Source organism: Halorubrum miltondacostae (genome assembly GCF_041379815.1).
Classification (GTDB): Archaea; Halobacteriota; Halobacteria; order Halobacteriales; family Haloferacaceae; genus Halorubrum; species Halorubrum miltondacostae.
Map to the genome: position 1 here is coordinate 150,644 of NZ_JBEDNY010000005.1, position 22,097 is coordinate 172,740.

19 protein-coding genes and 4 pseudogenes are annotated in these 22,097 nt (G+C 53.7%); 2 read left to right on the forward strand and 21 right to left on the reverse strand.

Translation table 11 applies throughout. From position 1 onward, the window contains the following. Window positions 1-58 precede the first annotated feature (58 nt). From ABNG04_RS14125 to tnpA, 8 genes and pseudogenes are all read right to left on the reverse strand, one after another. Window positions 59-250 (reverse strand): hypothetical protein, encoded by a 192-nt coding sequence (locus ABNG04_RS14125; protein WP_371163035.1) that lies wholly within the window; start codon window positions 248-250, stop codon window positions 59-61. Between the two features lie 590 nt (window positions 251-840). Next, window positions 841-1,281: a DUF8160 family protein gene (locus ABNG04_RS14130; RefSeq protein ID WP_371163036.1), complete on the reverse strand. Its 441-nt coding sequence runs from the start codon at window positions 1,279-1,281 to the stop codon at window positions 841-843. Continuing rightward, window positions 1,274-2,053, reverse strand: a complete 780-nt coding sequence (locus tag ABNG04_RS14135; protein ID WP_371163037.1) for a ParA family protein — start codon at window positions 2,051-2,053, stop codon at window positions 1,274-1,276. Before ABNG04_RS14135 ends, ABNG04_RS14130 begins: the two co-directional genes overlap by 8 nt. Before the next feature lie 109 nt (window positions 2,054-2,162). Further along, window positions 2,163-2,306: pseudogene (locus ABNG04_RS14140) on the reverse strand (PIN domain-containing protein); the annotation flags it as partial. Window positions 2,307-2,481: 175 nt separating this feature from the next. Then, the gene (locus ABNG04_RS14145) at window positions 2,482-2,694 is read right to left on the reverse strand and encodes a hypothetical protein (RefSeq protein WP_371163038.1); all 213 of its coding nucleotides are present in this window, start codon (window positions 2,692-2,694) and stop codon (window positions 2,482-2,484) included. 515 nt (window positions 2,695-3,209) lie between these two features. Further along, on the reverse strand, window positions 3,210-5,339 hold the full coding sequence (locus ABNG04_RS14150; protein WP_371163039.1) for a PAS domain S-box protein: 2,130 nt from the start codon (window positions 5,337-5,339) through the stop codon (window positions 3,210-3,212). A gap of 315 nt (window positions 5,340-5,654) precedes the next feature. Further along, a complete protein-coding gene (locus ABNG04_RS14155) occupies window positions 5,655-6,917 on the reverse strand; it encodes an RNA-guided endonuclease InsQ/TnpB family protein (RefSeq protein ID WP_371163040.1) in 1,263 nt (420 codons plus the stop codon). 1 nt (window position 6,918) lies between these two features. Beyond that, a complete protein-coding gene (gene tnpA, locus ABNG04_RS14160) occupies window positions 6,919-7,311 on the reverse strand; it encodes an IS200/IS605 family transposase (protein ID WP_371163041.1) in 393 nt (130 codons plus the stop codon). Between the two features lie 171 nt (window positions 7,312-7,482). Here tnpA and ABNG04_RS14165 point away from each other — a divergent pair, with 171 nt between their 5' ends. Continuing rightward, window positions 7,483-8,595 carry a transposase gene (locus tag ABNG04_RS14165; RefSeq protein WP_371163042.1) on the forward strand — a complete coding sequence of 371 codons (1,113 nt, stop codon included), beginning with the start codon at window positions 7,483-7,485 and terminating at the stop codon, window positions 8,593-8,595. A 108-nt stretch (window positions 8,596-8,703) separates the two neighbouring features. Here the strand turns inward: ABNG04_RS14165 and ABNG04_RS14170 are convergent, their stop codons facing one another. The 4 genes and pseudogenes from ABNG04_RS14170 to ABNG04_RS14185 all read right to left on the reverse strand — a co-directional run bounded on the left by ABNG04_RS14170 (window position 8,704) and on the right by ABNG04_RS14185 (window position 14,741). Beyond that, complete coding sequence (locus tag ABNG04_RS14170) at window positions 8,704-9,141, reverse strand: hypothetical protein (protein ID WP_371163043.1); 438 nt, start codon at window positions 9,139-9,141, stop codon at window positions 8,704-8,706. Between the two features lie 678 nt (window positions 9,142-9,819). Continuing rightward, a pseudogene (locus ABNG04_RS14175) lies at window positions 9,820-10,986 on the reverse strand (ISH3 family transposase). A gap of 56 nt (window positions 10,987-11,042) precedes the next feature. After that, the gene (locus tag ABNG04_RS14180; protein ID WP_371163044.1) at window positions 11,043-13,550 is read right to left on the reverse strand and encodes a PAS domain S-box protein; all 2,508 of its coding nucleotides are present in this window, start codon (window positions 13,548-13,550) and stop codon (window positions 11,043-11,045) included. A 411-nt stretch (window positions 13,551-13,961) separates the two neighbouring features. Continuing rightward, window positions 13,962-14,741 carry a transcriptional regulator TbsP domain-containing protein gene (locus ABNG04_RS14185; protein WP_371163045.1) on the reverse strand — a complete coding sequence of 260 codons (780 nt, stop codon included), beginning with the start codon at window positions 14,739-14,741 and terminating at the stop codon, window positions 13,962-13,964. Window positions 14,742-14,953: 212 nt separating this feature from the next. On the opposite strand from ABNG04_RS14185, the pseudogene ABNG04_RS14190 reads away from it, so the two are divergent. Beyond that, a pseudogene (locus ABNG04_RS14190) lies at window positions 14,954-16,234 on the forward strand (RNA-guided endonuclease InsQ/TnpB family protein). A gap of 413 nt (window positions 16,235-16,647) precedes the next feature. Here the strand turns inward: ABNG04_RS14190 and ABNG04_RS14195 are convergent. The 9 genes and pseudogenes from ABNG04_RS14195 to ABNG04_RS14235 form a co-directional block, all read right to left on the reverse strand. Beyond that, window positions 16,648-17,685, reverse strand: a complete 1,038-nt coding sequence (locus tag ABNG04_RS14195; RefSeq protein ID WP_371163046.1) for an ATP-binding protein — start codon at window positions 17,683-17,685, stop codon at window positions 16,648-16,650. A 369-nt stretch (window positions 17,686-18,054) separates the two neighbouring features. Then, complete coding sequence (locus ABNG04_RS14200) at window positions 18,055-18,615, reverse strand: PIN domain-containing protein (RefSeq protein ID WP_371163047.1); 561 nt, start codon at window positions 18,613-18,615, stop codon at window positions 18,055-18,057. Then, window positions 18,612-19,238 (reverse strand): DUF7437 domain-containing protein, encoded by a 627-nt coding sequence (locus tag ABNG04_RS14205; RefSeq protein ID WP_371163048.1) that lies wholly within the window; start codon window positions 19,236-19,238, stop codon window positions 18,612-18,614. The genes ABNG04_RS14200 and ABNG04_RS14205 overlap by 4 nt, the downstream gene beginning before the upstream one ends. A gap of 243 nt (window positions 19,239-19,481) precedes the next feature. Then, a complete protein-coding gene (locus ABNG04_RS14210) occupies window positions 19,482-19,703 on the reverse strand; it encodes a hypothetical protein (protein WP_371163049.1) in 222 nt (73 codons plus the stop codon). A 24-nt stretch (window positions 19,704-19,727) separates the two neighbouring features. Then, on the reverse strand, window positions 19,728-20,147 hold the full coding sequence (locus ABNG04_RS14215; protein WP_371163050.1) for a DUF8161 domain-containing protein: 420 nt from the start codon (window positions 20,145-20,147) through the stop codon (window positions 19,728-19,730). A 17-nt stretch (window positions 20,148-20,164) separates the two neighbouring features. Then, the gene (locus tag ABNG04_RS14220; RefSeq protein WP_371163051.1) at window positions 20,165-20,560 is read right to left on the reverse strand and encodes an HVO_A0114 family putative DNA-binding protein; all 396 of its coding nucleotides are present in this window, start codon (window positions 20,558-20,560) and stop codon (window positions 20,165-20,167) included. Window positions 20,561-20,631: 71 nt separating this feature from the next. After that, window positions 20,632-20,927: pseudogene (locus ABNG04_RS14225) on the reverse strand (toxin-antitoxin system TumE family protein). Window positions 20,928-21,401: 474 nt separating this feature from the next. Then, entirely contained in the window at window positions 21,402-21,683 is a 282-nt protein-coding gene (locus ABNG04_RS14230; protein WP_371163052.1) for a helix-turn-helix transcriptional regulator, read from the reverse strand. Window positions 21,684-21,917: 234 nt separating this feature from the next. Further along, window positions 21,918-22,055: a hypothetical protein gene (locus ABNG04_RS14235; RefSeq protein WP_371163116.1), complete on the reverse strand. Its 138-nt coding sequence runs from the start codon at window positions 22,053-22,055 to the stop codon at window positions 21,918-21,920. Window positions 22,056-22,097: the final 42 nt, after the last annotated feature.

Here is a 22,097-nt window from a genome sequence, read left to right on the forward strand (position 1 = left end):
AACAAGCATCGGATCACCGTTGCCATTTGTTACTTGCTTAGACAGGCGATTCAGACGCCTATTCTTGTTGGATTTTCAGGATCTGGTCGTCTTCATTCGGATGGCGAACTTCCCACGGTGGATTCCCCGGATACTCATCCGCTCCAGAAGTGCGAAAGATGCCACGGATGTCTCGTTCCTTAAGATCAGTATAGTAGAACGCTATCGCGGCCATCTTCTCAGCATCGTCCCATTCAGCAAGCCCTGTCATATCACGTGTCCACAGCGCGATCGTGTCCCCGAGAGTTTCTTTGATATCGCCCGTTGTTCCGGTGGAGTAGTACGCTTCTCGACGTTCACCAGCGTAAATAGCCCAAGCAACCGCGGAGATTTGATCTGGTGTATTTGGTCTTAAGACTGTCTCTTTTGCGAGAATTGATAATCAACACCGGCTCACGTAATCACCACAGCGCAATCCTTCCCCAGAATTATCCTGACAGAAAGATACTCACGCACCTCGGTATAGGAATCGTTGGCTCTGTTGAAATCCTTAGGAAGTGTGGGAACCGCCTCGATGTGCTACTGGGTCTGTGGTGATTGGTTATAGAATAGCCACCAGCTGACCCTCGCTCTCTTACCGGGGTCCTAACTGGTCCAACATGTTCGGATAACTACATTATCCCGAAATTGTAGAACTAAACCTACCGGAAACGTTGTTTCCGGCGTTTTCATACCTCCGAGGAGGTCGATCCTTCTGTCTCGAAGCAGGGGTAAACACGCCTCGATCCGGGATCTACTCGGAGAAACTCCCCGTTATCGACATGTAATATATCGCATCTCGCTATAGGAATTTTGTGACCGCTACTCCTCAAGGCCGAGCTCTTCCTCGATAGACGACTCCCCCAGCGCTGCCCGGATTGCGGCCGGGTAGAACTCCTCGTTTTTCGGCATGTCCTCGCCGTGTTGTCGTCGCCACTTGACGTTCAGTTCTGAGTAGCGTAGTTGTAGGTCGTCAACAAGCGTCTCTGGGAGGTACATGTTCACATTCTTTCGCTCTCGGACAGTCCCGCTGCTCTCTCTGTTCTCCTTGCTCTCTGCGTTCATTTTATTCTTTGACATCTTTGTGGTTTCTGATCTCTTTGAGGTCTTTGAGTTCTTTGATGTATTTGGTGTGTTTGATGTCTCTTCTGTCTCTGAGGTCGACAGATCGTCTTCGGGGACGGCATCGTCATGATTGTCGTCATCGTGGTCGTAGCGGTCGTCCCAAGGGTTCCGATCGCGCTTCTCATCACTGTCAGTCATCAGCATAGTCCTCCAAGTGCTCAGCGACATCGAGGTACACCTCTTCCATGTCGCAGTCCTCCTCGTGTTCGAAGATGGAGACGCCGGCGTTCCACGCCCGTTGTAGTGCGACGCGCTTTCTGATCTCAAAGACCTCACAGTCCTCTCTGTCCTCAAAGATGTCTTTGAACCACTCCATCATCTCCTCGGCCTCGCCGTCGACGCCGACCTCGTTCGCGACGAGTCCAACCTCGTCGACATCGCCGAATGCGGACTCGATCGACCGCAACTGCTTGAATAGGAGCTCGATTGCGCGGATGCTCGTCGACTTCGCCTGCGCGGGGATCAGGACGTTCCCCGTCGCGACGATTGCGTTGTCGGTGAGCACACCGAGGTTCGGGGGACAGTCAACGAGGATGTAGTCCCAGCGCTGATCGGCGTCGCTCTCTTTGAAAAGCATGTCAAGGCGCTCTTCGCGCTTCATCACGTTCGCGAGCTCATCCTCGGCGTTGATCATCCGCTCGTGACTGGGAACGACGTCGACCTCTTGGTGCTTGACGGCTAGTTGCTCGAGGTCGCCCATCCGGTCGAGATCAGGGAGGACGTCGAACAGCGAGTCACGATCTGGATCGTCGTACAGATCCTCGAAGCCGAGCCCCTCAGTGGCATGTCCCTGTGGGTCGAGGTCGATGACAAGAACATCATGGCCGCGCTGGTTTAGTGCGCCGGCGACATTCAGTGTCGTGGTTGTCTTCCCGGCACCGCCTTTCTGGTTGGTAACTCCGAGTCTCATACGTGTCTTTGTCCTCAAAGAGAGCAAAGATATCGGAGAGGCATAAGAGTGCGTCAGACACTCATAGAATGTTGGAAGTCACAGACAAGTCAGATCTTCGAGCGGGTACCTACGCGGAACCGTCGCGGAACCGTTCGATCGGGATATCAGAGACATCGTCATAATCGTCGTCACCGCCAACTAAGAGCGTCGCGTCGACATGTTCAGCCGTTGCCAGTGCGAACGAGTCGCCAAGCGCAGGATTATACTTGAGCGGCCTCGTTGAAATCCTTAGGAAATGATATATTCTGACCGGATGTGGTCAGTACAGAGGACTTACAAATCGCTCAGTACAGAGCAAGTAGTGATCAGTAGGGAGCACACCTTCCCAGATACTCGTCACAAGTACCGCACAAGATACACAGCGCAGATCTTGTACAGCACTTTACTCAGTCAAGATATCCTAAGTCACGGAGCGATTCAATCGTTTCTTCATCTATGTCGGCTCTTTCAATTGCTTGTTGTCCCTCAGTATATTGCTTTTTCATTGCGTCGCACAACTGACGGGCGGTACGTAATTTGAATCTTATCTCTGAATCCGTCACGTCCTGTTGAGCGCTTTTAAGCATCGTGTCGATGTGGTTATAAGTATCCACTCCCATACTGAGATATTTTAGTGGAGAATATATGACGTTTACTGTGTTTCTCACGATTTGTATACCAGTACAAATACCAATCGTATCTGGAAATTCAATCACCGCAAAATACGCAAGCGCATTCTATCGGTTAGCTCAGGACATATTTTGGAGAAAATAACACAGCCCCGGTGTTGGTTACATCCTTTGTATCGGTCACACCGGTACTGGCAGACAGTCGGGAGTTGACCGAGCCGCTGCTGAATAGAGTGCGCGGATCTCGTACTAAGTTTCTCCAAGATACGGTCAGCCGGATCGTTCAGTACAGGAAACTCACGTACCAGTCAAGCTACGGACTTACTTGTTACCTGTCAGGAACGTCGTGCGAGATACAGAGAATCTAGTCAGCACAGGAACTACGTTATTTTCTCCGTCTGAGTCCTGAATCGGCCGATAGAATGCGCTTGCTCGTTGACCGAAAAGATTCCCGCCAATTTCCGGTGATGTCTATAGTCTCGTACTGAATATAGGGCGCGTATGTATCATTCTATAGTCTCGACACCGCTCATCTCGAATCGAGCCCCACCTTGCTTGCTCTCTGTCACGCTCAACTCCCAGCCATGGGCATCGGCAACTTCCTCAACAATCCGGAGGCCAAAGCCTGTCCCCTCTTCGTTTGTCGAGTACCCTGCCTCGAAGACCGCCTCCTGCTCGGATTCAGGAATACCCGAGCCAGTGTCCGCCACATAGAACCCGTCGTCCATTGTACCAACGCGGACAGTTACGTCACTTCCACCATGATTAACGGCGTTACTGTAGAGGTTCTCGAACAGTCGTTTAATTCGGCTTCGGTCGGCGTTAATCACCGGTACATCTTCGACTTGGAGGGTTGTTTGATCGGTCTCGACACTCTCCCAACACTGCTTACTGACATGCGTAAGCTCTACGCGCTCAAACTCAACTACCTGACTGCCCTCTTGTGCCAGTATCAGGAGGTCATCGATTAGTGTCTGACTCCGGTCAAGAGCGTCGCGGGCCTTGTGAAGATGGTCGCTTTCACACTCCTGCTGTGCCAGTTCGAGACGAGTTTCGACGACGCCGAGTGGGGTCTGTAAATCGTGGCTGACAATTCCGGTGAACTCTGCTAATCGCTCGTTTTCTGCCTCTATCGTCTGTTCGTACTCTTTCTGCTCGGTGATATCTCGGAGAACGCCAACGGAGCCTTCGAACTCCTCATCATCGTAGGGAAGAACACCCATATGATCCTCACAGACGAATGGATCACCCGTGCGGGGGTGTATTGTTACCTCGAAGCTAATTGTGTTTGGCCCATCAGTTGATAACAACCGACCCAACTGGCGGTTTGCCCGATCAACGGCATTCTCGTCTTTGATCAACGAGGGTGTATTCCCGACAATTGTCTCTCGGTCGTAGCCAACCAATTCTACGAACTCATCGTTAACATAAGTAAACCGTCCGTTGTTATCAACCACATACACCGCGTCGGTCAGCGACTGGACAATTGTTTTGTACTTCTTGAGTTCTTGTTGCCGGTCCTTCCGCTCGGTAGTATCACGGCTGGTGATGATGTGTCCCTCAACCGCAGGATTATCGAGTTGGTTGTTGCCGTTGGCCTCCATCCAGCGCCAGGACCCATCAGCATGACGAGCGCGGTATTCTATTGTTCTACTCTCAGAGTCGGGGTTAGCGACTTGTTCTTCAACTTGCTCAATAACACGGTCACGGTCGTCGGGATGGATGTAGTCCCAAGCCATGTTACCGACCGTCTCGTCAGGATCATAACCGAGGATATGCTTGACAGACGGACTCTGGTACTGGAACCGGCCAGAGGAGTCAATGACAGAAATAATATCTTTTGATTCTTCGACAAGCGCACGAAACCGGCGTTCCTGTTGTCTGCGGTCGGTTAGATCCCGACCGATCCAAACTATACCGGTCGGTTCTCCATCCCCGTCTGTTAAGCGTGTTCCTCTGAACTCGTGGGGGCGACGGTCGCCATCAGCGGTAAGGAGGTCTATTTTCTCTGTGACCTCTCCACTGGTGAGAGCTGTTTCGATAGCGTCGTGGACTTTGTTGTGTTCGTTTTCGGGAAACAGGCCGGTGGCATGCATTTCAGCCAGTTCTTGACTGGGGTACCCTGTGATCTCGGAAAGTCGGTTGTTCCACCGGCGGAAACTGCCATCCTCGTTGAGCACGTAGAAGACATCTTCTAGCGTGTCGAGTGCCTGTGAAGTAAACCGCTCTTGTTTGTCAGCTCGCTTGGCTTCACGCCTAGCTTGGACGGCGTTGTGAATCCGGTTAGCCAACAACTCATAATGCTCAGAACCCCCTGACTTTTGAAGATAGTCGGTGACACCAGCAGCAATCGCATCGCTGGCAACCTCTTCGCTGCCCTTGCCCGTAAACAGAATAAATGGTAGATTAGGATGCTGCTCGCGGACAGCCTCTAAGAACTCAAGCCCATCTAGTTTAGTCATGTCGTAGTCGGAAACAACGCAGTCAGGCGGGTGGGCTTCAATTCTTTCTAGACCCTCCTCGGCACTCGGGACTGTCTCAACAGTAAACTGCTCATTGCGCTCAAGAAATGTCTCCGTCAGGTCTCGCATCGAGCGCTCGTCGTCAACATGAAGTATGCTAACTTTACCCTCCATAGACACTATTTGCGAGGCCACTAACTTATTTTGGGAGGGGTCCAGCCGCCGAATCTCTCACCTGCTATACTCGCCTTCTGTATCTCACAAAGCGTTCTTGATAGATAGTATAGTTCAACCGACCAAGCGGGACATCAGTCCCCTGTACTGAGCGACTCCTAGTCCCGTTTCTCAGCGAGTCGACCGGTGACCGATTTGCGCTCTGTATACAGCACGCTTCACGATATCTACTCTAAGATTGTCAGGAACCGACCGTTGAATGTGACATCCTCCTCGCCGTAAACGGCGAGGCTTCCCACGCATGGGGAATACCAGTTAGTCGTCGCTGGCAGAGGGTTTCGACTCTTCGTAGGCCGTGAGCGTCATCTGCGAGGGTGTCTCGCTCGTCTCACGGTGAGTCGTGGCGGTGTCACAACCGCTCCTATCCCGTGGCGAGTCATCGCGTTCCGCCTTGTCAAGCGGGACGCTCTCTCCCCACGGGTCAATCCGTCGTGCAATGTTCGCGGAAGCGTTGATGTCGGCCTGAAACGTCGAAACGTGGCAGTCGTCGTTCGGACACCGAAACTCGGCCTGCGAGTCCCGCCGACCGATACGGTGGCACGAGTGGCACGTCTGCGACGTGTACGCCGAATTCACGTACTCGACCTGGATGCCTGCTTCCATCGCCTTGTCCTCGATGCGTCCTTGCAGTCGGGCGAACGCCCACGAGTGAAGCCGACGGTTCATGTACTTCCCGTAGTCGAGACGCTCACGGATGTACGTCAAGTCCTCCATCACTAACACCGAGTTCTTGAATTGCTTGGCGTACTCGACGGCTTGCCGAGACGCTTTCTCCACGATGTCGGTGAGCGCGTTCTGGTAGTGGCTGAATCGGTCTTCAATCCGCCACTCGGATGCGTCACGCTCTTGGAGGCGTTTCAGGGTCGTGTGCATCTCTTTGCGGAGATGCTTCGCTCTGCTTCCGCTACACACGAACGGGTCAGTCGGAGAACCATCCTTGAGGGCACAGCCCGTGATGAGGGAGGTTTCTCCGATGTCTAAGCCGATGTGCGTGGCGTCACCGTCTGTCGTTGGTTCTTCGACCGGGTACTCGACGGTGACGTGTAGTACCCAGTTCTTCCGGTGCTTTTGAAGCCGTATCTCGCCTGCTTTCGCCTCCTCGGATACGAGATCATGCCAGAGGTCTTCCTGCTCGGGGTTGATACGGAGCGGTATCCAGAAGTTCGTTCCCCGTCCCGGTCGGGGAACCCACCACGTGAACTCGTAGTCGCGTTCTTCGGAGTGGTCAAACTTCGCCGCTTGGTTCGTGAGCCGTATCGGGTGACTGTCGTCCAACTCTTTCGCGTTGTACGTCTTGCGGAGTTTCGGGACGTAGTTACAGAGAGCGGCTTTGGCCTGATACGGCAGGTCGTAGGGCGTCACGATGTCGCTCACCGCCGACATGGTACTTGCCCCCGCGTCGAACGACTCTTGTAGACCGTCACGGTACGTTTCGAGCAGGTCGTTCAGTTTCGACTGCTTGTGCGCCGTGGGTGGCGCGAACGTCGCCTGTAACGTTTTCGTGACGGTCGGAGACACGCTACTGCTCCTCCACGTACTTCATGAGTACGTCGATGCTCACTTGGCCGGTGGTGGCGAGGAAGTATCCCGGTTGCCAGAACGCCTTGTCGAGCGCCTGCCGAATTTCGGGGTTTTCGTCACGGATTTTGCGGGATGTGACGCCTTTGAGTGAGTTGATGAATTTGGTGAGGTCGGTCGTTGGCTTCGCCGTGAAGAGGATGTGAACGTGGTCGGAACCGCCGTTGACGTTCTGGATGTTCACGCCGAAGTCCTCGGAGATGTCGCTGGCAATCTCACCGATGCGCTCTGCGATTTCGTCGGTGAGTAGGTCTACACGGTACTTCGTGACGGTCACAAAGTGATATTGGAGCGCGTAGACCGTGTGCGACCCGGTTTCGAGGTTGTACTTCATTTGGCCGTATTAATTTCTATATACCCAATTCTAATAAAGACTTGCAGTCGTAGGGTATTCGGTCTGTAACCGATAGTGGTTCGTGTAGGAGTTGTCGGCTTCACGCCCGCCGTAAACAGTAGTTGCCGAACCTGACTGAGGCTCTTCACGCTGGGCTGTGTTGGTCACCAAATGGTCCAGACAGCTGAGGCGAAACAGGTTTGCCGTGCTGCGTCGACGGTGCTGTTTCCAGCTCTCGAATTCGGCGTGAAACCGTGTGGCAAGTACACGAGAGAGGATTTCTTGGAAATCCTCTCTCGGATCGCTTTTGATCAGGAGTTCGCAAATACGGGTGGGAAAACGCTCCAGCTTGATCGTGACGAGCACGTCGATATCACCGCTACGGCTCGAAATTCGCTCGCTAAATCGCTGCTGTATCACTTACGCAATCTCTCATCAGAGGCTATCACCGACCAGTTCGATGGCGTCCAAGGTCGACTGTTCGAAGTCCTCCGGTCTCAGCGCCGACTTCCTGCGTTCGTCGATGTTGCCATCGATCTCCACGAGTGGCGCTTCTACGGCTCTGCCGACACTGACCACGTCTTAACCACGTATCCAGACCTCGGAACAAACAAAGCGTTTTGCTTCGCAACACTGTGTATCGTCGCTCCTCGCACGCGATTTACGCTTGGGGTGGTCCCGATGGACGCGAACGGCTTTCGCGCCAAGCGCGAAGCCGTTCGCTCCTTGCTCGAAACAGCCAAACAGTACGTCTCCATTCGACACGTCTACCTCGACCGTGGATTCTACCAAGTCCACGTCGTTACAGAGTTAGAACAGCAGGATGTTGATTATATCGTGCGTGCGCGCCCGAGCAGTGGAATGAAAGACCGTCTCAGCGCCGGCGCTGAGACGGTCGCAGACGAGTATACGATGCAGCGAAAGCGCAAACCAACGGCGTCGATAGATGTCACAGTCTTCGCGGTTCCGCACCGTACAAGCGAAGACGAGCACGTCTGGTTCGTGACGAGTTTGGACGTCAATTCGTCGACAGCGAAGGCGTACGCGGCGGCGTTCCGCCGCCGCTGGGGGATCGAAACGTCATATCGACAGCTCGGCGATTTTCTCCCGAGAACGTCGTCACCGACGTTCTCGGTGCGATTATTCTACTTTCTGTTCGCGGTGTCGTTGTACAATCTGTGGGTGTTAGCCAACGTGTTAGCTTCAGCTGAAACAGTTCCAGAGACACCGCTGATCTCAACACGGATCTTCCGCAGATTCGTTCTCTCGACAGACTACGGTTGAGTCCACTTCGGATCTGACCGGGATAACCGGTGAGTACGCCTTATCGCAGAGAGGCATCGCTCGGGAACGCCGCTGGCGCGGCGTTCCCTCGCTCTCTCACTGAATCTGTCACAGTGAAATCCGCGACGATCGTGAAGTGCGCGAACGCAACGGCGTGGTTAGTACGGAGCAAGATTTGATTCGGCAACTACTGTAAACGGCGGGATTCTCGCCTTGAAAAAAGATAGCGTATGGGCTGTTACTTAAGAGTGTAAAAGAATCTAGATCGATTGTCTCGCCATCGTATAATGAATCGTCTGAAATGTTCGAGCTACCGGTGACGCCGGATAAGCCATCTTGCTGTTCTTCTTTGGTCAACTGCCGATAATAGCTAGCCAGTCCGAGGATCTCTTCGATCCCTTCAAGAAGATCGCGTTTGTCTGCCTTCGGCAGATCAGCGGTGATAGATGAATTAGAGACACGATACATCGCCCAGCAGAAGCTGGAAAAATACCGGCCTCGTGCTCGGACGTCTGTGGTGATCCCCCGAGAGATGGTCTGTTCCATACGGATTCGGACTGTATTCGCCCGAAGCGGCTGCTCAGGCCGACCTGTTTTTGAAATGCGTTCATTCCATCGAGGTTCCAGAGACATTCAGTTTACATTTCAATTGGTTGTGTTATAGAGGTATCCCCGGTCGGTACTGGTCTATTGAACGTACCCGATACATCTCGCACCCAGTATATATCAACTTCTAATCATCTCAACCGGGCAGGGTGAATTCTTATACCAATGCTTCTGAGAGAGCAGGGGAAGAACTCATACTTGGCACAACGCCACACCTCCTATGTGATTACACAATCAATTTTGAGAACTAGTCAAGTACTTTTTTATACAAAAGTATAATATATTTGATTGTCTCAGCGATTGGGGCATAGCCATTCACACGCACAGGTCGGATGTGCTCCCTCACCCCCGGCCTCTTGCTTCGGCTGTATTGATACGGGCCGCAACTGGTAGCCAGCCCAGTTGGCTGAGTGCCATCGACTCGAAGTCAATATCAGTACCTCACAAAGCATCCTCGGCTAGCTGTTTCTGAAGCTTGAGTTCCACGGCGGAGCGGTTGTACTGGTGGCCTTGACAAGAAGATCGTCAACGAACCGACGGAGAGCTGTCGCTGTCGGCGGCGGCTGCCGCCGACGCGACAGCGTTGCCACTCTTGATGAAGGCTAACTCGGTCGGAGATTAGCGGGTAAACCGGTCGTCTGGTGGTCGGTTTGCGGGGACGTCCCGACGCGTCGCGAGGGTCGTCCACGCTGCCCGTTGAATCATGTTGATGAACTCCTTGAACGACCACTTCCAGAGGCGACGCCCCCCACGGCGGGGCGTCGCCACGTACTCCCAGTGTAAATAGCGCCAGACGTTCTGTAACAACAAGCTCACTACGACGTACAGCAGCCGTACGACCGGATTTTGTGTCGAGGTCGTCCCAATACTTTGCTCGGAGAGTCGGTAGCTGGCCTCGATACCGAAACGTTTCGCGTAGTGGTATCGAGCGTCTCGTGGCGAGTCAATGAACGGCGCGTCAGCGGCGTAGCCGTGACGCGCCACCCCATGTTCGTCGTACCGTCCGTTTTGGTACGTACAGTCGATGTAGACGGAAAAATCGACGGTCCAGCTGTGACCGTCGAGTTTCGCCGTCATCTCGTGTTGAATCACGCGACTCCAGCCTTTCGAGAGTTCTTGCTTAATCGTCTGTCCCCAGCGGACGATCGGCATGACGTAGGCGTGGTTGTGTGCCTGAAGCAGCGTCAAACACTTACTGTCGTAGAATTCGCGATCAAGAAAGACGGCCTTGACCTCAAGGTCAAGATTGTCGAGGATACCGAGAAACTCTGCGAGGACACTGCTGGCGGTGTCGCCGTCTTCGAGACGGCGCACCGCCAGCGTGTAGCGTTTGTTCTTCACACGCGCGTAGAGTGTGGCGTAGGCATGGAACGCAGTTGTTCCACGCTTCGCTTGTGAGTGATACAGGCCGTCTGTCCCGTCTTCGTCGCCGTAGTAGGGCCGCAGGTGGAGGTCTGAAACGACCTCCGCCTGCTGGGGAAGGACATCGAGGACGTCCTTCTGAAGGAGCGCGTTTCCGACTTGTTCGAGCGTTTCAAGATCGAATTTGGTGCGGAGATGGTAGAGAACCGAGTTTTCGTAGGGTACATCTTCACTTTTCTCACAAAGCGTTTAGACCGAGGTCCCGTCGGCGCACGCGCCGACGAGGGCCTCGTAGATGTCTTCAGCATCGAGTTCAGCGTTTTCAGCGAGTGTGAGGCCAACTTCCTCGTCAAGGGAGTTGACGAGGAAGTTAAGAAGCTGGTCCTCGTGAATTTCACCGTCTGCTTGCTTGGTTTTAGACACACCTTCAGCAAGCAAACGTCTCAACTAACCGGCTTTGTGATGTACTGAAACTAGATTCAGTTCTGGCAAGATGTATGAACTTCGAAACGAAGGCCGCCTGCGTCACTCTCGGTGAGCGAGATAGCCCATCCGTGCGCCTCAATGATTTCCTTAACGATCGAGAGACCGAATCCGGTTCCATCTGTGTTCGTTGTATAGCCGTGTTCGAACACTTCTTCACGATCTGCCTCTGGGATACCGTCACCGTCGTCGGTAATAAAGAATCCCGAAACTGACCCAGTCTCACCGGAGAGCGTACCGACACGGATTGTGACTGGTGGCTCATTGTGTTCGCTGGCGTTGCGAAAGAGATTTTCGAAGACGTGTTGAAGCCGGTCCCCATCCGCCTCTAGTTCTACGGTGTCTGCGATATCCACTTTGAGTTCGACGTCGTCGCTACTGACAGTTTCCCAACTATCGGTGACGACAGTCGCTAGTGAGACTGGTTCGGGGGCATTCACGCTTTCGCCCGCTTGTGACAGCGTCAGCAGGTCTTCGATCATCGCTTCCATCCGGTTGACACTACGGAGAATGGGTCCGACGTGTTCGTCAGGTGCGTCTGGGCGAAGAAGTTCCATTCGGCCCTTGATGACATTTAGTGGATTCCGCAGATCGTGACTCACAACACCGGCAAACTGTTCGAGTTTCTCATTCGATTGTTCGAGCATTCGTTTCGTGTCTTTGAGTTCTTGCTCGTATTCCTTGAGATCAGTCACGTCCCGCGCGTAACCAAGTACTGCATCCTCACCTGTCTCGCTGGTCTTGAACGGGATTCTTGTCATTTTAAAACTTCGTGTCTCACCGTCGGGATTCAGCAGTTCCTCTTCAGAAGTCATGGCTTTGCCCGTTTCTATAACCTCTTTCTCCCGCTGTCGGTACTGGTCGAAGTTTTCGATATTCTTGACGTTCGGTTCAATTTCGAACTCGCGTTGTCCCTCAAGTTCCTCCGCGGTCATTCCATGTAATGCAGCATTTGACTCGTTCGAGAGGAGCACCTTGTCGTCTAGGTTTTTTACGAAGAGTGGATCTGGGACGAGATCAATAATTTGCCGGAGTTGTTCGTGTGCCCGCCCGATTTCTTGCTTACGTTCTCTTAGCTCCTCCTCGCGCTCTTTATGTTCTGTAATATCGGTCTGAATACCGAGTAACTGCTCCGGTTTGCCATCACCATCGTACTCAACGATGCCACGCGCTTGGATCCACCGCTGATCCTCCGTGGGTGGCTGAACTCGGAACTCAGCCCGGTACTGGTCGCCCGTCTCGATAACATGATCAATTTGTTCTTCGACACGTTGTAGATCAGCCTCTGGAATCCGGTCGCTGAAGCCAGCAAAATCGCCAGGAAACTCACCGGCATCGTAGCCGAACAATCGCTTACTGGTTTCGTCCCATACGAGTTCGCCGGTTTTGAGATTCCACTCCCAGACACCCGTCTCCGTCTCCTCAAGTGCGAGTTCGAACCGCGTATTCAATTCCTTGAGCTTCTTTTCGCGCTGCTTCTGGGAGGTGATATCGTAAAGTAAGACAACACGCCCCTGCGTCGTCTGCTCACCGACCGGTGCGGTAGAAATAGAAAAGTGTCGTTGCTGCCCCTCAACGCTGACTGTTAGTTCGGTGTCGGCGCTGTCGCTGTCGATGGCCCGATAAAATACATCTTCCCGGACTAAGCCGAAGAACTTCCGAGCGTCCGTCCCAACGTAGTCCTGCCCGCTATCGAACAGCTCACGAGCACGCCTGTTTGCGTCGACGACACGGTCCTGTTCATCGAGTGTTACGACCGCCGCGTTCAGTTCGGCTATTGCGGTCCGTCGGGCCACGGGAACGATGTCCAGAAGCTTCGTTCGAAAAAGCCCCACAGCCAGAAACGGGAGCGCCAGCAAGAATCCAAACGAGGAAACGTTGTAGGGCACGTCAACCAGCCCAAACGTCGAGACAACGCTCGCTGCAAATAATGGGACAAACGTGAGCGACAGCCAACTGAACTGTTTGCGTCGAATGCCTGTCGACCGAAACCGTTCCCACACCAGCAACGCCTCGCCTGCAATCACCAACAGATAGCTCGCGGCGACGTGGAGCCACCACCATGTTACGGTTCCCACGATTGCTTGATTTTTGTTTCGAACTACTCCCCCGACGACCCCAGGGCCGGACTGGTACATGAAGCTGTGGAGTGGGTTCGTCCAGAGTAGGAGTTGCAAGAGCACAATCCCGGCACCGACAACAACTGCAGTGTGTCGGACGAGGTTCGTTCGATTGGTGGTAAACAGCGCTAGAAACAGCCACCCCACCGTAGCGAGTTCGGTACCCAGCACAAGGAAGTGGTAGCCGAATGTAACAAGCGTGTAGTTTGTGACGAAGTTTGCCCACGCCAAACTGAACATCCATAGTGCAGTCCCGACGGTGAGCAGGGCGTACCCCTTGCTTCCAGGCGTGTCTATGTTGTTGACCGCCGGCTGCAGAAGTGTCAAAGCTAGCACTCCCGCAACCAACTGAAGCCCACCAACGGTCTGTGCATCTATGACCATCTGTTACTGGCCGAGATTGGCCGACCAATCTATAAGAAACCATGTGGTCGATTTGGTATACAGAGAAACAAGGCGATTGCCTCGGGGTCCTAACGGCCCTCGCAGTGCGTTGAGGCGTCCCTGCGAACTGACCACGTGGCGACCGGTTCCACCAGTGATTCTTGATCGGTGAAAAGCCTGTTAGTGAGTGGCTACGCCGTCGCGTCGGTGGCTGATCGCCGTAGACAGCGACTGCTCTCTCGTTGAAAAGCGACGTTCATCCGGTTTCGATGGGACCTCAGGATAGGACCAGAGCTTCAGAATGAGTTAGCTGTGAATGCTTTGTGAGGTACTGAAACTACGTACAGCAGATCGCGCTGAAAGTTAGTGAGATCGTACATGTCGCAATTTACTTATCCGATTTTTGAAATACTACAGCGGAGACCGGATCTCGGTGGAGAGTGTTTTTAGGTCTGCTGTCGCGAGCTCGTCGGTTGCGAGAAGTCGAAGTCGGGGGCGACCGATTTCTGGCGGGACTTTTTCAGTCTCGATGAGGCCAGCATCTTCCAGTGCTGTTTTGGCCCGTGAGAAGGTCGCTTTCGAAGCGATACCTGTATCCTCTCCCCATTTCGAGATGTCGTAGAGGAGGACCTCATTGCGGGCTGCGAGAATAAGCATAATCTCGACGATACTGAGGTATTCGTTGCTGCTGGAAATCTCTTCAGCGTGTGCGAGGACTTCGTTAAGTTCGTCTGCGACGTCGTCGCCAATCTTCTCCCGGAGCGTCTGTTCCACTATAGAGAGGGCAGGTGTCCGGAGGTGGTACTGCTCGGCAGCCTCGAATCTGGAGTCGAACTCACCATAGACTGATGAGACCAGCTCGGGGTCCGAGCTCGAAATACTGTGGTTGTCCATCACAGGAACTACGGCTTCAGACTCGGTTGTGAAGATGGTATTCTGGACTGGCTCTCTGAGTGTTCGGATGCTAAGTTGATCTCGGCGGATCAGCTCGGCGGTTTTCGATGCTGTAAGGAAACTGTAGAAGGCGTCTTTGAGTTCACCTGGGTCTGCGAGCAGCCGGACCTTGGGTTGATCCTCAACCGTTACTGCTTCGTCTGCGAAAGCTGCGAGTTGTTCAGAACGGGGATTGATATATAGTGCTGGCTCGTCTTGTTCGGGAATCATCCGAGTGAAGATGTGTTGTTTGGCCATGTTGTATAATTTTATCAACATGTATTTAATAGATTTGATATCTGAGGATTAGACTACTTTGTCAGTTACGGAGAATCAAGGAGAAAGCCTCGCGCTTCAGCGCGGGGATGAATCCGACAACTCCTCCACAGCCCACCGCTCGAAGGCATGGTTGGATATTCCACACCATCTGAATGGCTACTATTAACTAGAATTATTGTCATAAGTTACGTATGGCAAAACAGGTCGTCACACGCACCTATACTGCTTCCATTCGGAATCAGTCTCGGGTGTCTGACGATCTTGATGCCCTCGGGTTCGCAGCCTCGAAACTTTGAAACGTCGGGCGGTGGACGTGTAGCCGGATTTGGGACGAGATCGGTCATATCCCAAACCACAACGAGCTCACCACCTACCTCAAGAATCACGAACGCTACGATGACCTACATTCGCAGTCAAGTCAGCGAGTCCTTCAAGAACTCGCTGAGGCGTTCAACGGCTGGTACGGTAAACGACGTAACGGAGACACGAAAGCGAACCCGCCCGGCTACCGCAAACACGGCGACGAACACCCGCGAAGCACGGTCACGTTCAAAGCCGCTGGCTTCAAACTCGATACCCAGTACAACCGCGTCCGACTCTCTCAGGGATCGAATCTCAAAGAGTATTGGTCGGACTTCATCCTCTGTACCTATCAGACGCGACCCGACGTTGATCTCTCCACCGTGGAGAACGTCCAACAGGTGAAGACAGTGTGGGCAGGCGGCGAGTGGGAACTCCACTTCGTCTGTAAGATTGAGATTGAGGTATCTGAGTCGCCCGGCGAAAAGACGGTTGGTATTGATCTCGGGATCAACAACTTCGCCGCGCTTGCCTACGAGAACGGTCACAGCGAGCTGTATCCGCTCAACTGTCTGAAGCAGGACGACTACTACTTCAGCAAGCGGCTTGCGCGGTGTGACGATTCAAAATCTGAGCAGGCTACACGGCTGAATCAGAAGAAATCGAGTCGGCGCACGCACTACTTCCACACGCTCTCGAGACACATCGTCGAGCGGTGTGTTGAGGAAGATGTCGGCACGATAGTGATCGGCGACCTCTCTGGCATCCGCAAGGACGACGAGGACGGTGAGTCGAAGAACCGGGGCAAGCATGGGAACCTCGATCTTCACTCGTGGGCGTTCGACCGCTTCACGGAGCTACTCACCTGCAAGGCCGAGATGGAAGACATTACCGTCGAGGAGGTGTCTGAGCGCAATACGTCGAAATCGTGTTCGTGCTGTAGTCGCAAGTGCGATACAAACCGTGTCGAGCGTGGGTTGTACGTGTGCGACGAGTGTGGAACGACGGCGAACGCGGACGTGAACGGAGCCGAGAACATTCGACAGAAAGTATCTCCGAGTTCACCGACTCTCTCGGTGAATAGGAGTAACGGCTGGTTGGCACAGCCATCGACGTTCCTGTTTGACACGGAAACTGGCGCATTCGCGCCTCAAGAACAGGTCACGTCGTAAACCACAATATCCCAACTCAGCGGCGCGGTGCCGTGGGAATCCTCGCGCTTCAGCGCGGGGAGGATGTCAAAGGATAGAGCTGACTATCCGTTTCGAGTACGCTCATAGGAAGCAGATAGTTGGTCGCAATAATGACCCTCGATCCGGGGTAGTAGACTCCAGTATTCAGCTATCGATAGCGTCGATCTCACGATCAAACCGGCTCCTCAAGCCCTCATTCCACACGGTTCGTTGTAGCGCTAGCCTGTTACAACTACTATGCGAACCTACTGCTGAGATCTCTATCAAATTTCGTTGATTTTCATAGTGGCTTGCTGAATACACAGCGCGAATCTCGTAATAAGTTCCTCTCGGATTTGGTCAAGCCGGAGCGTTCAGTACATATCAAAGCAATATCGACCAAGGAAGTGCTATCATACCTGTTCAGCATCTGGCCGCGAGAGTTCCACAATAAAAATTGACCCGCGTGGTTCGTTGTCCTCAATCCACACCCTTCCGCCGTACCTTTTGACTAGTACCTGAACGAGTGAGAGACCTCCGGTGTTATTTTCTCCACTCTGAGAATTAAGAATACGCTTCTTATCCACATCTGAGACTCCCGGTCCGTTATCGGCGATTCTCAATCGAGTTGTCTCTGCATTTATTTCTACCGTAGCCCGTATCTGCGGATCGTCGGCATCGTTGTGCTCGGCTGCGTTTTCAAGTAAATTGTCGACAACTGATCGCAGTCCATTATTAGCGGTCACCGGCGCTCGGTCAGGAATCTCAGTCGTGACGGGAATTTTATAGCTATTCTCAATTTGCGTAACCATTTCTGTCGTGATGGCCGCGAGATCAACCTGCCCGAAATCAGCATCACCGGTCAAAGTCTGTGCGACCGCGCTAGTCGTTTCGATGCGAGTGAGCGCTTCATCAGCCTTCTCAGCGATGATCGACGGAGTATCAACCTCTGTCTCGGTGTCTCCCGAACCAGCATTGGCCTTGATCAGGTCAGCGTGGCCTTGGATTACGTTCAGATCGTTGCGGAGGTCATGGCGAATGAGGTCGTTCACGAATCCGAGCGCATCACTCACGGTCTGTGCTCGGCGAGTCTCTACTCGGGCACGACCAGTGTAATAGCCTGCAGTCACACCTGCGATTCCCCCTGCTTCAGCAGCGATCAAGAGGGGAAACAAGGCCTCACCGACGACGCGTCCCTCGAAGGCCCGTACAATCAAAGAAAGACCCATGACGACCGCGAACAGGGTTGTACCAACGAAACACCAGATACAAGCCCGCCAGCGGCCCTCAGGAGGAAGATCAGCTTCACTAAGCCAGTGGCCGGCGTACGCTAGTGTAAGTGCTGGTAGGCCGTCCAAGAAAATTGCGACCAATGGACCAGCCAGCTGACTAAGGACGTAAAATTCGGTCCCATGGTGAACGACAGCAATAAAAAAATAGTACCGCTCCAAAGCCCTGGATGAGATACGGAGATTGGTTCTTCAGGCGCTGATACTACATACGATAGGACATCTGACGAGGATTGTTAATATTGTTGATATCTACCGCTCCACAAGATGTGTAGTTTTCAGCGAACATCTGTTTCACGCTAGAATGTGTCTGAGAAATATGACTTCAGGAGACTAGTAGGTTTGTTTACTGGTGAGCAGAGGCACACAGAGCACTCAGTTTGGTAAGTGGTCGACGTCGAACCTGCGCATTATTCCCTATCTTCGCAACACGTCTCAGGACCGGCGCGAGCGGTATGGTGAGGTCGTTGACTTATCGGATACTCATCTCACAAGCTGCGCGAGGGGGGTGGCCCCGATGAAGAGGGAACGTTATTGTATTTCTTCTAATACCTCTGGCCCTCTCAGTATCCGGAAGAATTGCTCGTACTCTGTCTCACTGACTACTTGGGACAGTGCGCGCTCTGCGTTCCTGTCGTCGATGATCAGCCCCACGGAATCGTGACTCTCAGACACCCGTATTTGAACAAGATTACCGGCGAATTTGGCGTCCGTTTTCGGGAGTTCATCTTCTCGCTCTTGTTCGAGCTTGGCTAATTCTCTGTGTGCTTCGTCAACCATCTCGCTCACGGTAGGGCCGTCACGGATTCGCGCACCGTAATCCGGCTCTGGAAGGGCAACAATCCAGTCCTCGTTACGTATTGGATCAAGCCAATCGTTGACACCGTAGGGACCAGCCCATTCCTTGTCCAACTCCTCGACTACTCCAGTGGAGACGTACAACTGCTTATCATTCGACTGAATGTAGTTGATTAGCTGTCGCCGTTCTGGAGTAGATCGCCCGATTCCACCCAAGACGCTCGAGTCAACGAGGAGCGCATCCGGGAGCGGGTAGAGGGGTGAAGAGTCAACTAATTTCGGCCGATCGCTCATTCCTGCTCAAACACGTACGGAGTGTTTCGAATCTTCCGATCATGTACGTCGTGTTCGAAGGAATCATCCATGAGCCCTGCTTCGACAAACAGGGCAATGATCGGCTCCAGCGCCTGCGTGATGCTGATAGCCTCGATCTCATCAACATTGAGGCGGTCTGCTGCTCCACGACGAGTCACCTCGCCACTGAGATATGCCCGTGTCTGCTCAACCGCCATCAGCAGCTTCGCCTTGCCGTGCCGATCAACGAAGAGTTCGATCTCACTGACCTCGCCGCTTGCACCGTAAGCGGCGATCGTAAGCGGGTCAAACAGTATCCGCGTCTCTCCCTCTCCAACGGGGAGAAATAGTGAATCAGTCCGGAGCTGGCTCTCTTTCCCACTACTGACATCCTCGACAATATCTAAGTTTTTGAGCTTTCCAACCCGCATTGAGGTTGTACTTCCGGCCAGATCGAGTCTACGCTCGATACTGCTGTTCGTAGTAGGCTGATTCAGCAGGATGTCAGTATAGACTCTGGCGATATCGGGATTCACCAGTATCTCTGAGGCTGCGATAAAGGAGCGTGCGGTGCCCTCTTTCGAGCCGTTCTCGTCCGCAGCGGGGGCGTTTGTTACCACCATCGTAATTCATGATACGTGAACCGAGAACTAATATCTTGTGGCAGTTGCGTCGGACTGTATAGAGGCTCCTAGAAATTGTTCTTAGATGACTGATTTGTAGATACTGGCATTCGTGTCCACGCCTTAGGAGAGTATTTCACCCAAACGAATTAATCTTAATCTTAATTTTAAGGTTAGTCTGACAGCTTCTTCCGGACAAACGGCTGCCAGCCGGGTACTAGGGCGGGCGTCGGTGTTTCGTCCTCACCACCCAGTAGCCATGTCCCAGAGGATGGCGACGTCGGTGACACCGATAATAGCCCCAGCCAGTAGCCAGACATCAAGCAACGATGTGAGGTCGAAGAACGGGCCAAAGACTGCGAGCTCGAAGGCCGACGCCCAACTGGTGACCTCGAACAGGAGTACTCCGGAGAGGACCCACAGTACGGTCGTGCCGGCGGCGGCGAGAAGCCTGTTCCCGCTCATCCTTGACGCCCTGTCGACACCCGGCTACTGTCCATCGTACCAGGGCGGCGCACCGAACGCGTCGGCGTAGCAATCCGGGTGACACGGTCGCTTCCGGTTGTCCGGCCACGCCCGGTCAAGTGGAACCTGCTCACCGCAGAGCCCGCACTCGGCACTGTGACCTGCCTGGCGGGCGTCAGGTGAGAGGTTCCGCGCCTCGATGTAGAGCTCGTGGAGCGCCCACGGCGTGAGGCGAACGGCGACACGCTCGGCCGCATCGGGATCACCGTCCGGCATCACGGCCGAGAGCGTGAGCATCCAATCGTCACCTGGCTCGCCGTCGGTTGCTGGTCCGAGGGCGACCGTCCCCGCGAGGTCGTCGTCGACGTAGTACCACTCTGCGTTCCGGTCGACGTAGTAGTGACCATCGGGACGCGGATCCTCGGGATTGACGTCGTCGCCCATCGTGTCTCCTCGGTGGGTCAGGCGTTCGCCTTGCGCCCCTGTCCCGACCCACTCGTGAGTGGGATGTCGGCGTCAATCTTGTCGTACCACACGACTGGCCGCTTGGCCCGGCCATCCTCTTCGAGTTCGAGGAGACCGTAGTCGGCCAGCTCGTTCACGTTCTCCAAGACCTCTGGCGGGTTCCGGTCAACGAGGCGTGCGAGCTCGCGGATGCTTCCGGGCTCGTGTTCGACGATTGCTTCCAAGAGCTCAAGGTTGGTCGACCGGAAGACGCGGCCGAACGTTTCGAGGTCTTCAATCGAGAGCGTCGGCTCGCTCGGTTCGACGTCCTCGCCGGCGTCGATCGCTTCGAGGCGCTCTTTGAGACCGCTACGGCCGGCGGACCTGATCTGAACGTGGAGTGTCTGGGTCATGAGTAGTGAGGTGTGGGGTCGTCGGTTGGGGTTGGTCGGGGTCAGTACGTCGGTCACCGTACTCGAACCGGCTACCAGTCGTCGCGCTTCTCCTCTGGGAGTGCTGCCCGCCACGCGCGGAAGATCTCCGCAAGGCTAGGGTAGTCAATTTCGAAGGTCTTGCCCTTGAGGTGGAGTTCGTGGACACCGTGGTGGTTGTCAAACCGGATGATCGGCTCGTCCGCGCCGGCTTCGCCGTAGTGGTAGGCGTATTTGATCCCACCTCGAATCTGTCCGTGGTTGAGACCGAGAGCACGCGTACCCGCGCGACGGTGCCGTCGGTGTAGGCCTCGATCTCGTCTTCGAGTACGGTGACATCATCGCTCATCCACATACGTGTCGACGCATGCTATTCCGATAAGTGTTAGGAGAAACCCTAACAAAACCAAAGGAACAGAGAACTCTCATGACGGCAACATCCAGCAATCGCTCTGACGGCTGTGAGGATACACTCAGATGTGGCTAATGCGGTACTACTCGTCGTCGGAGTCGTCATCGACGAGACCTAGGAAACTGTCCGTTGACTGTCTGAGATACTGCCCGGCTGACACCCTTCTCCGACAGATTCTCGATCCCATCTTTGGACACTTCATTGAAAAACAGTAGGTGACCCTCAATGACTAGGTGATTGGTCGAATTCCAAGTATAATTAGGAAATTGAAACGGCGTGAGCTAATCTTAAGCTTGATTGTAATATTAATCTAAAATGCTCTTTTTACGATGTCTAGTGATGCTAAGTGAAGCTCACGCGAGAAGAGCGGGAAATACTAAAGCCAAACAGTCCCCGAACGCAGCGGTTCGATCACCCGTCGTGGTCAATATACTCGGCTTCCCACTCAGTCCGAGCTTCGATCTCTCTGATGCCCCGGCGAGTAGTACTGTACTCTTTGGTCCTCTGGTCCTGCTGACTTTTTTGGATGAGTCCTCTTTCAACGAGTATGTTGAGGTCGGGATAGAGCCGACCATGATGAATCTCCTTTTTGTAGTAGTCCTCGGGTTCGCCTTCGATCGCGAGTCCGTGGGGATCATCAAGTCCGGCAACTACGTACAGCAGATCGCGCTGAAAGCCAGTGAGATCGTACATGTCGCAATTTCTTCATTCGAGTTTTGAAACACTACTGATCTGGTTATATATGGTGCTAAGTGCTCCGTTGAATCCGCAGAAGGCGTCGAGATCGGGCCACTTTGTACTCGGTTCAGGAACACTCCCGGGAGAATTCAGAGAGAGACTCTTAATAAAAAGAAGATCGAGATTGCTGGGTGGATCAATCTAGCTTTTTGACGACGAAAAGCGAGATTATCGCGCCTCCAGAGACCGTTATGCCATGCCGTCATCGGATTCAGCAGAGCCGTGGGAAGACTTCTGTGAGATCGACGGGTCGAGCCCGTCGTCGACCAGCTGGGCGTCGTCCGCGTCTGTCCCCGGCTTAAGATTGAGGAACCCCCCGATCCCCATTAAGATATGTCCGCACGCCTACCGTGCGCGGCTGAAACCCTG

What these genes read in the sequence shown, in the direction of transcription:
- ABNG04_RS14125 (WP_371163035.1), bottom strand. Translation starts at nt 250, where the DNA reads ATGACAGGGCTTGCTGAATGGGACGATGCTGAGAAGATGGCCGCGATA.
- ABNG04_RS14130 (WP_371163036.1), bottom strand. Translation starts at nt 1,281, where the DNA reads ATGACTGACAGTGATGAGAAGCGCGATCGGAACCCTTGGGACGACCGC.
- ABNG04_RS14135 (WP_371163037.1), bottom strand. Translation starts at nt 2,053, where the DNA reads ATGAGACTCGGAGTTACCAACCAGAAAGGCGGTGCCGGGAAGACAACC.
- ABNG04_RS14145 (WP_371163038.1), bottom strand. Translation starts at nt 2,694, where the DNA reads ATGGGAGTGGATACTTATAACCACATCGACACGATGCTTAAAAGCGCT.
- ABNG04_RS14150 (WP_371163039.1), bottom strand. Translation starts at nt 5,339, where the DNA reads ATGGAGGGTAAAGTTAGCATACTTCATGTTGACGACGAGCGCTCGATG.
- tnpA (WP_371163041.1), bottom strand. Translation starts at nt 7,311, where the DNA reads ATGAAGTACAACCTCGAAACCGGGTCGCACACGGTCTACGCGCTCCAA.
- ABNG04_RS14165 (WP_371163042.1), top strand. Translation starts at nt 7,483, where the DNA reads ATGGTCCAGACAGCTGAGGCGAAACAGGTTTGCCGTGCTGCGTCGACG.
- ABNG04_RS14170 (WP_371163043.1), bottom strand. Translation starts at nt 9,141, where the DNA reads ATGGAACAGACCATCTCTCGGGGGATCACCACAGACGTCCGAGCACGA.
- ABNG04_RS14180 (WP_371163044.1), bottom strand. Translation starts at nt 13,550, where the DNA reads ATGGTCATAGATGCACAGACCGTTGGTGGGCTTCAGTTGGTTGCGGGA.
- ABNG04_RS14185 (WP_371163045.1), bottom strand. Translation starts at nt 14,741, where the DNA reads ATGGCCAAACAACACATCTTCACTCGGATGATTCCCGAACAAGACGAG.
- ABNG04_RS14200 (WP_371163047.1), bottom strand. Translation starts at nt 18,615, where the DNA reads ATGAGCGATCGGCCGAAATTAGTTGACTCTTCACCCCTCTACCCGCTC.
- ABNG04_RS14205 (WP_371163048.1), bottom strand. Translation starts at nt 19,238, where the DNA reads ATGGTGGTAACAAACGCCCCCGCTGCGGACGAGAACGGCTCGAAAGAG.
- ABNG04_RS14210 (WP_371163049.1), bottom strand. Translation starts at nt 19,703, where the DNA reads ATGAGCGGGAACAGGCTTCTCGCCGCCGCCGGCACGACCGTACTGTGG.
- ABNG04_RS14215 (WP_371163050.1), bottom strand. Translation starts at nt 20,147, where the DNA reads ATGGGCGACGACGTCAATCCCGAGGATCCGCGTCCCGATGGTCACTAC.
- ABNG04_RS14220 (WP_371163051.1), bottom strand. Translation starts at nt 20,560, where the DNA reads ATGACCCAGACACTCCACGTTCAGATCAGGTCCGCCGGCCGTAGCGGT.
- ABNG04_RS14230 (WP_371163052.1), bottom strand. Translation starts at nt 21,683, where the DNA reads ATGTACGATCTCACTGGCTTTCAGCGCGATCTGCTGTACGTAGTTGCC.
- ABNG04_RS14235 (WP_371163116.1), bottom strand. Translation starts at nt 22,055, where the DNA reads ATGGGGATCGGGGGGTTCCTCAATCTTAAGCCGGGGACAGACGCGGAC.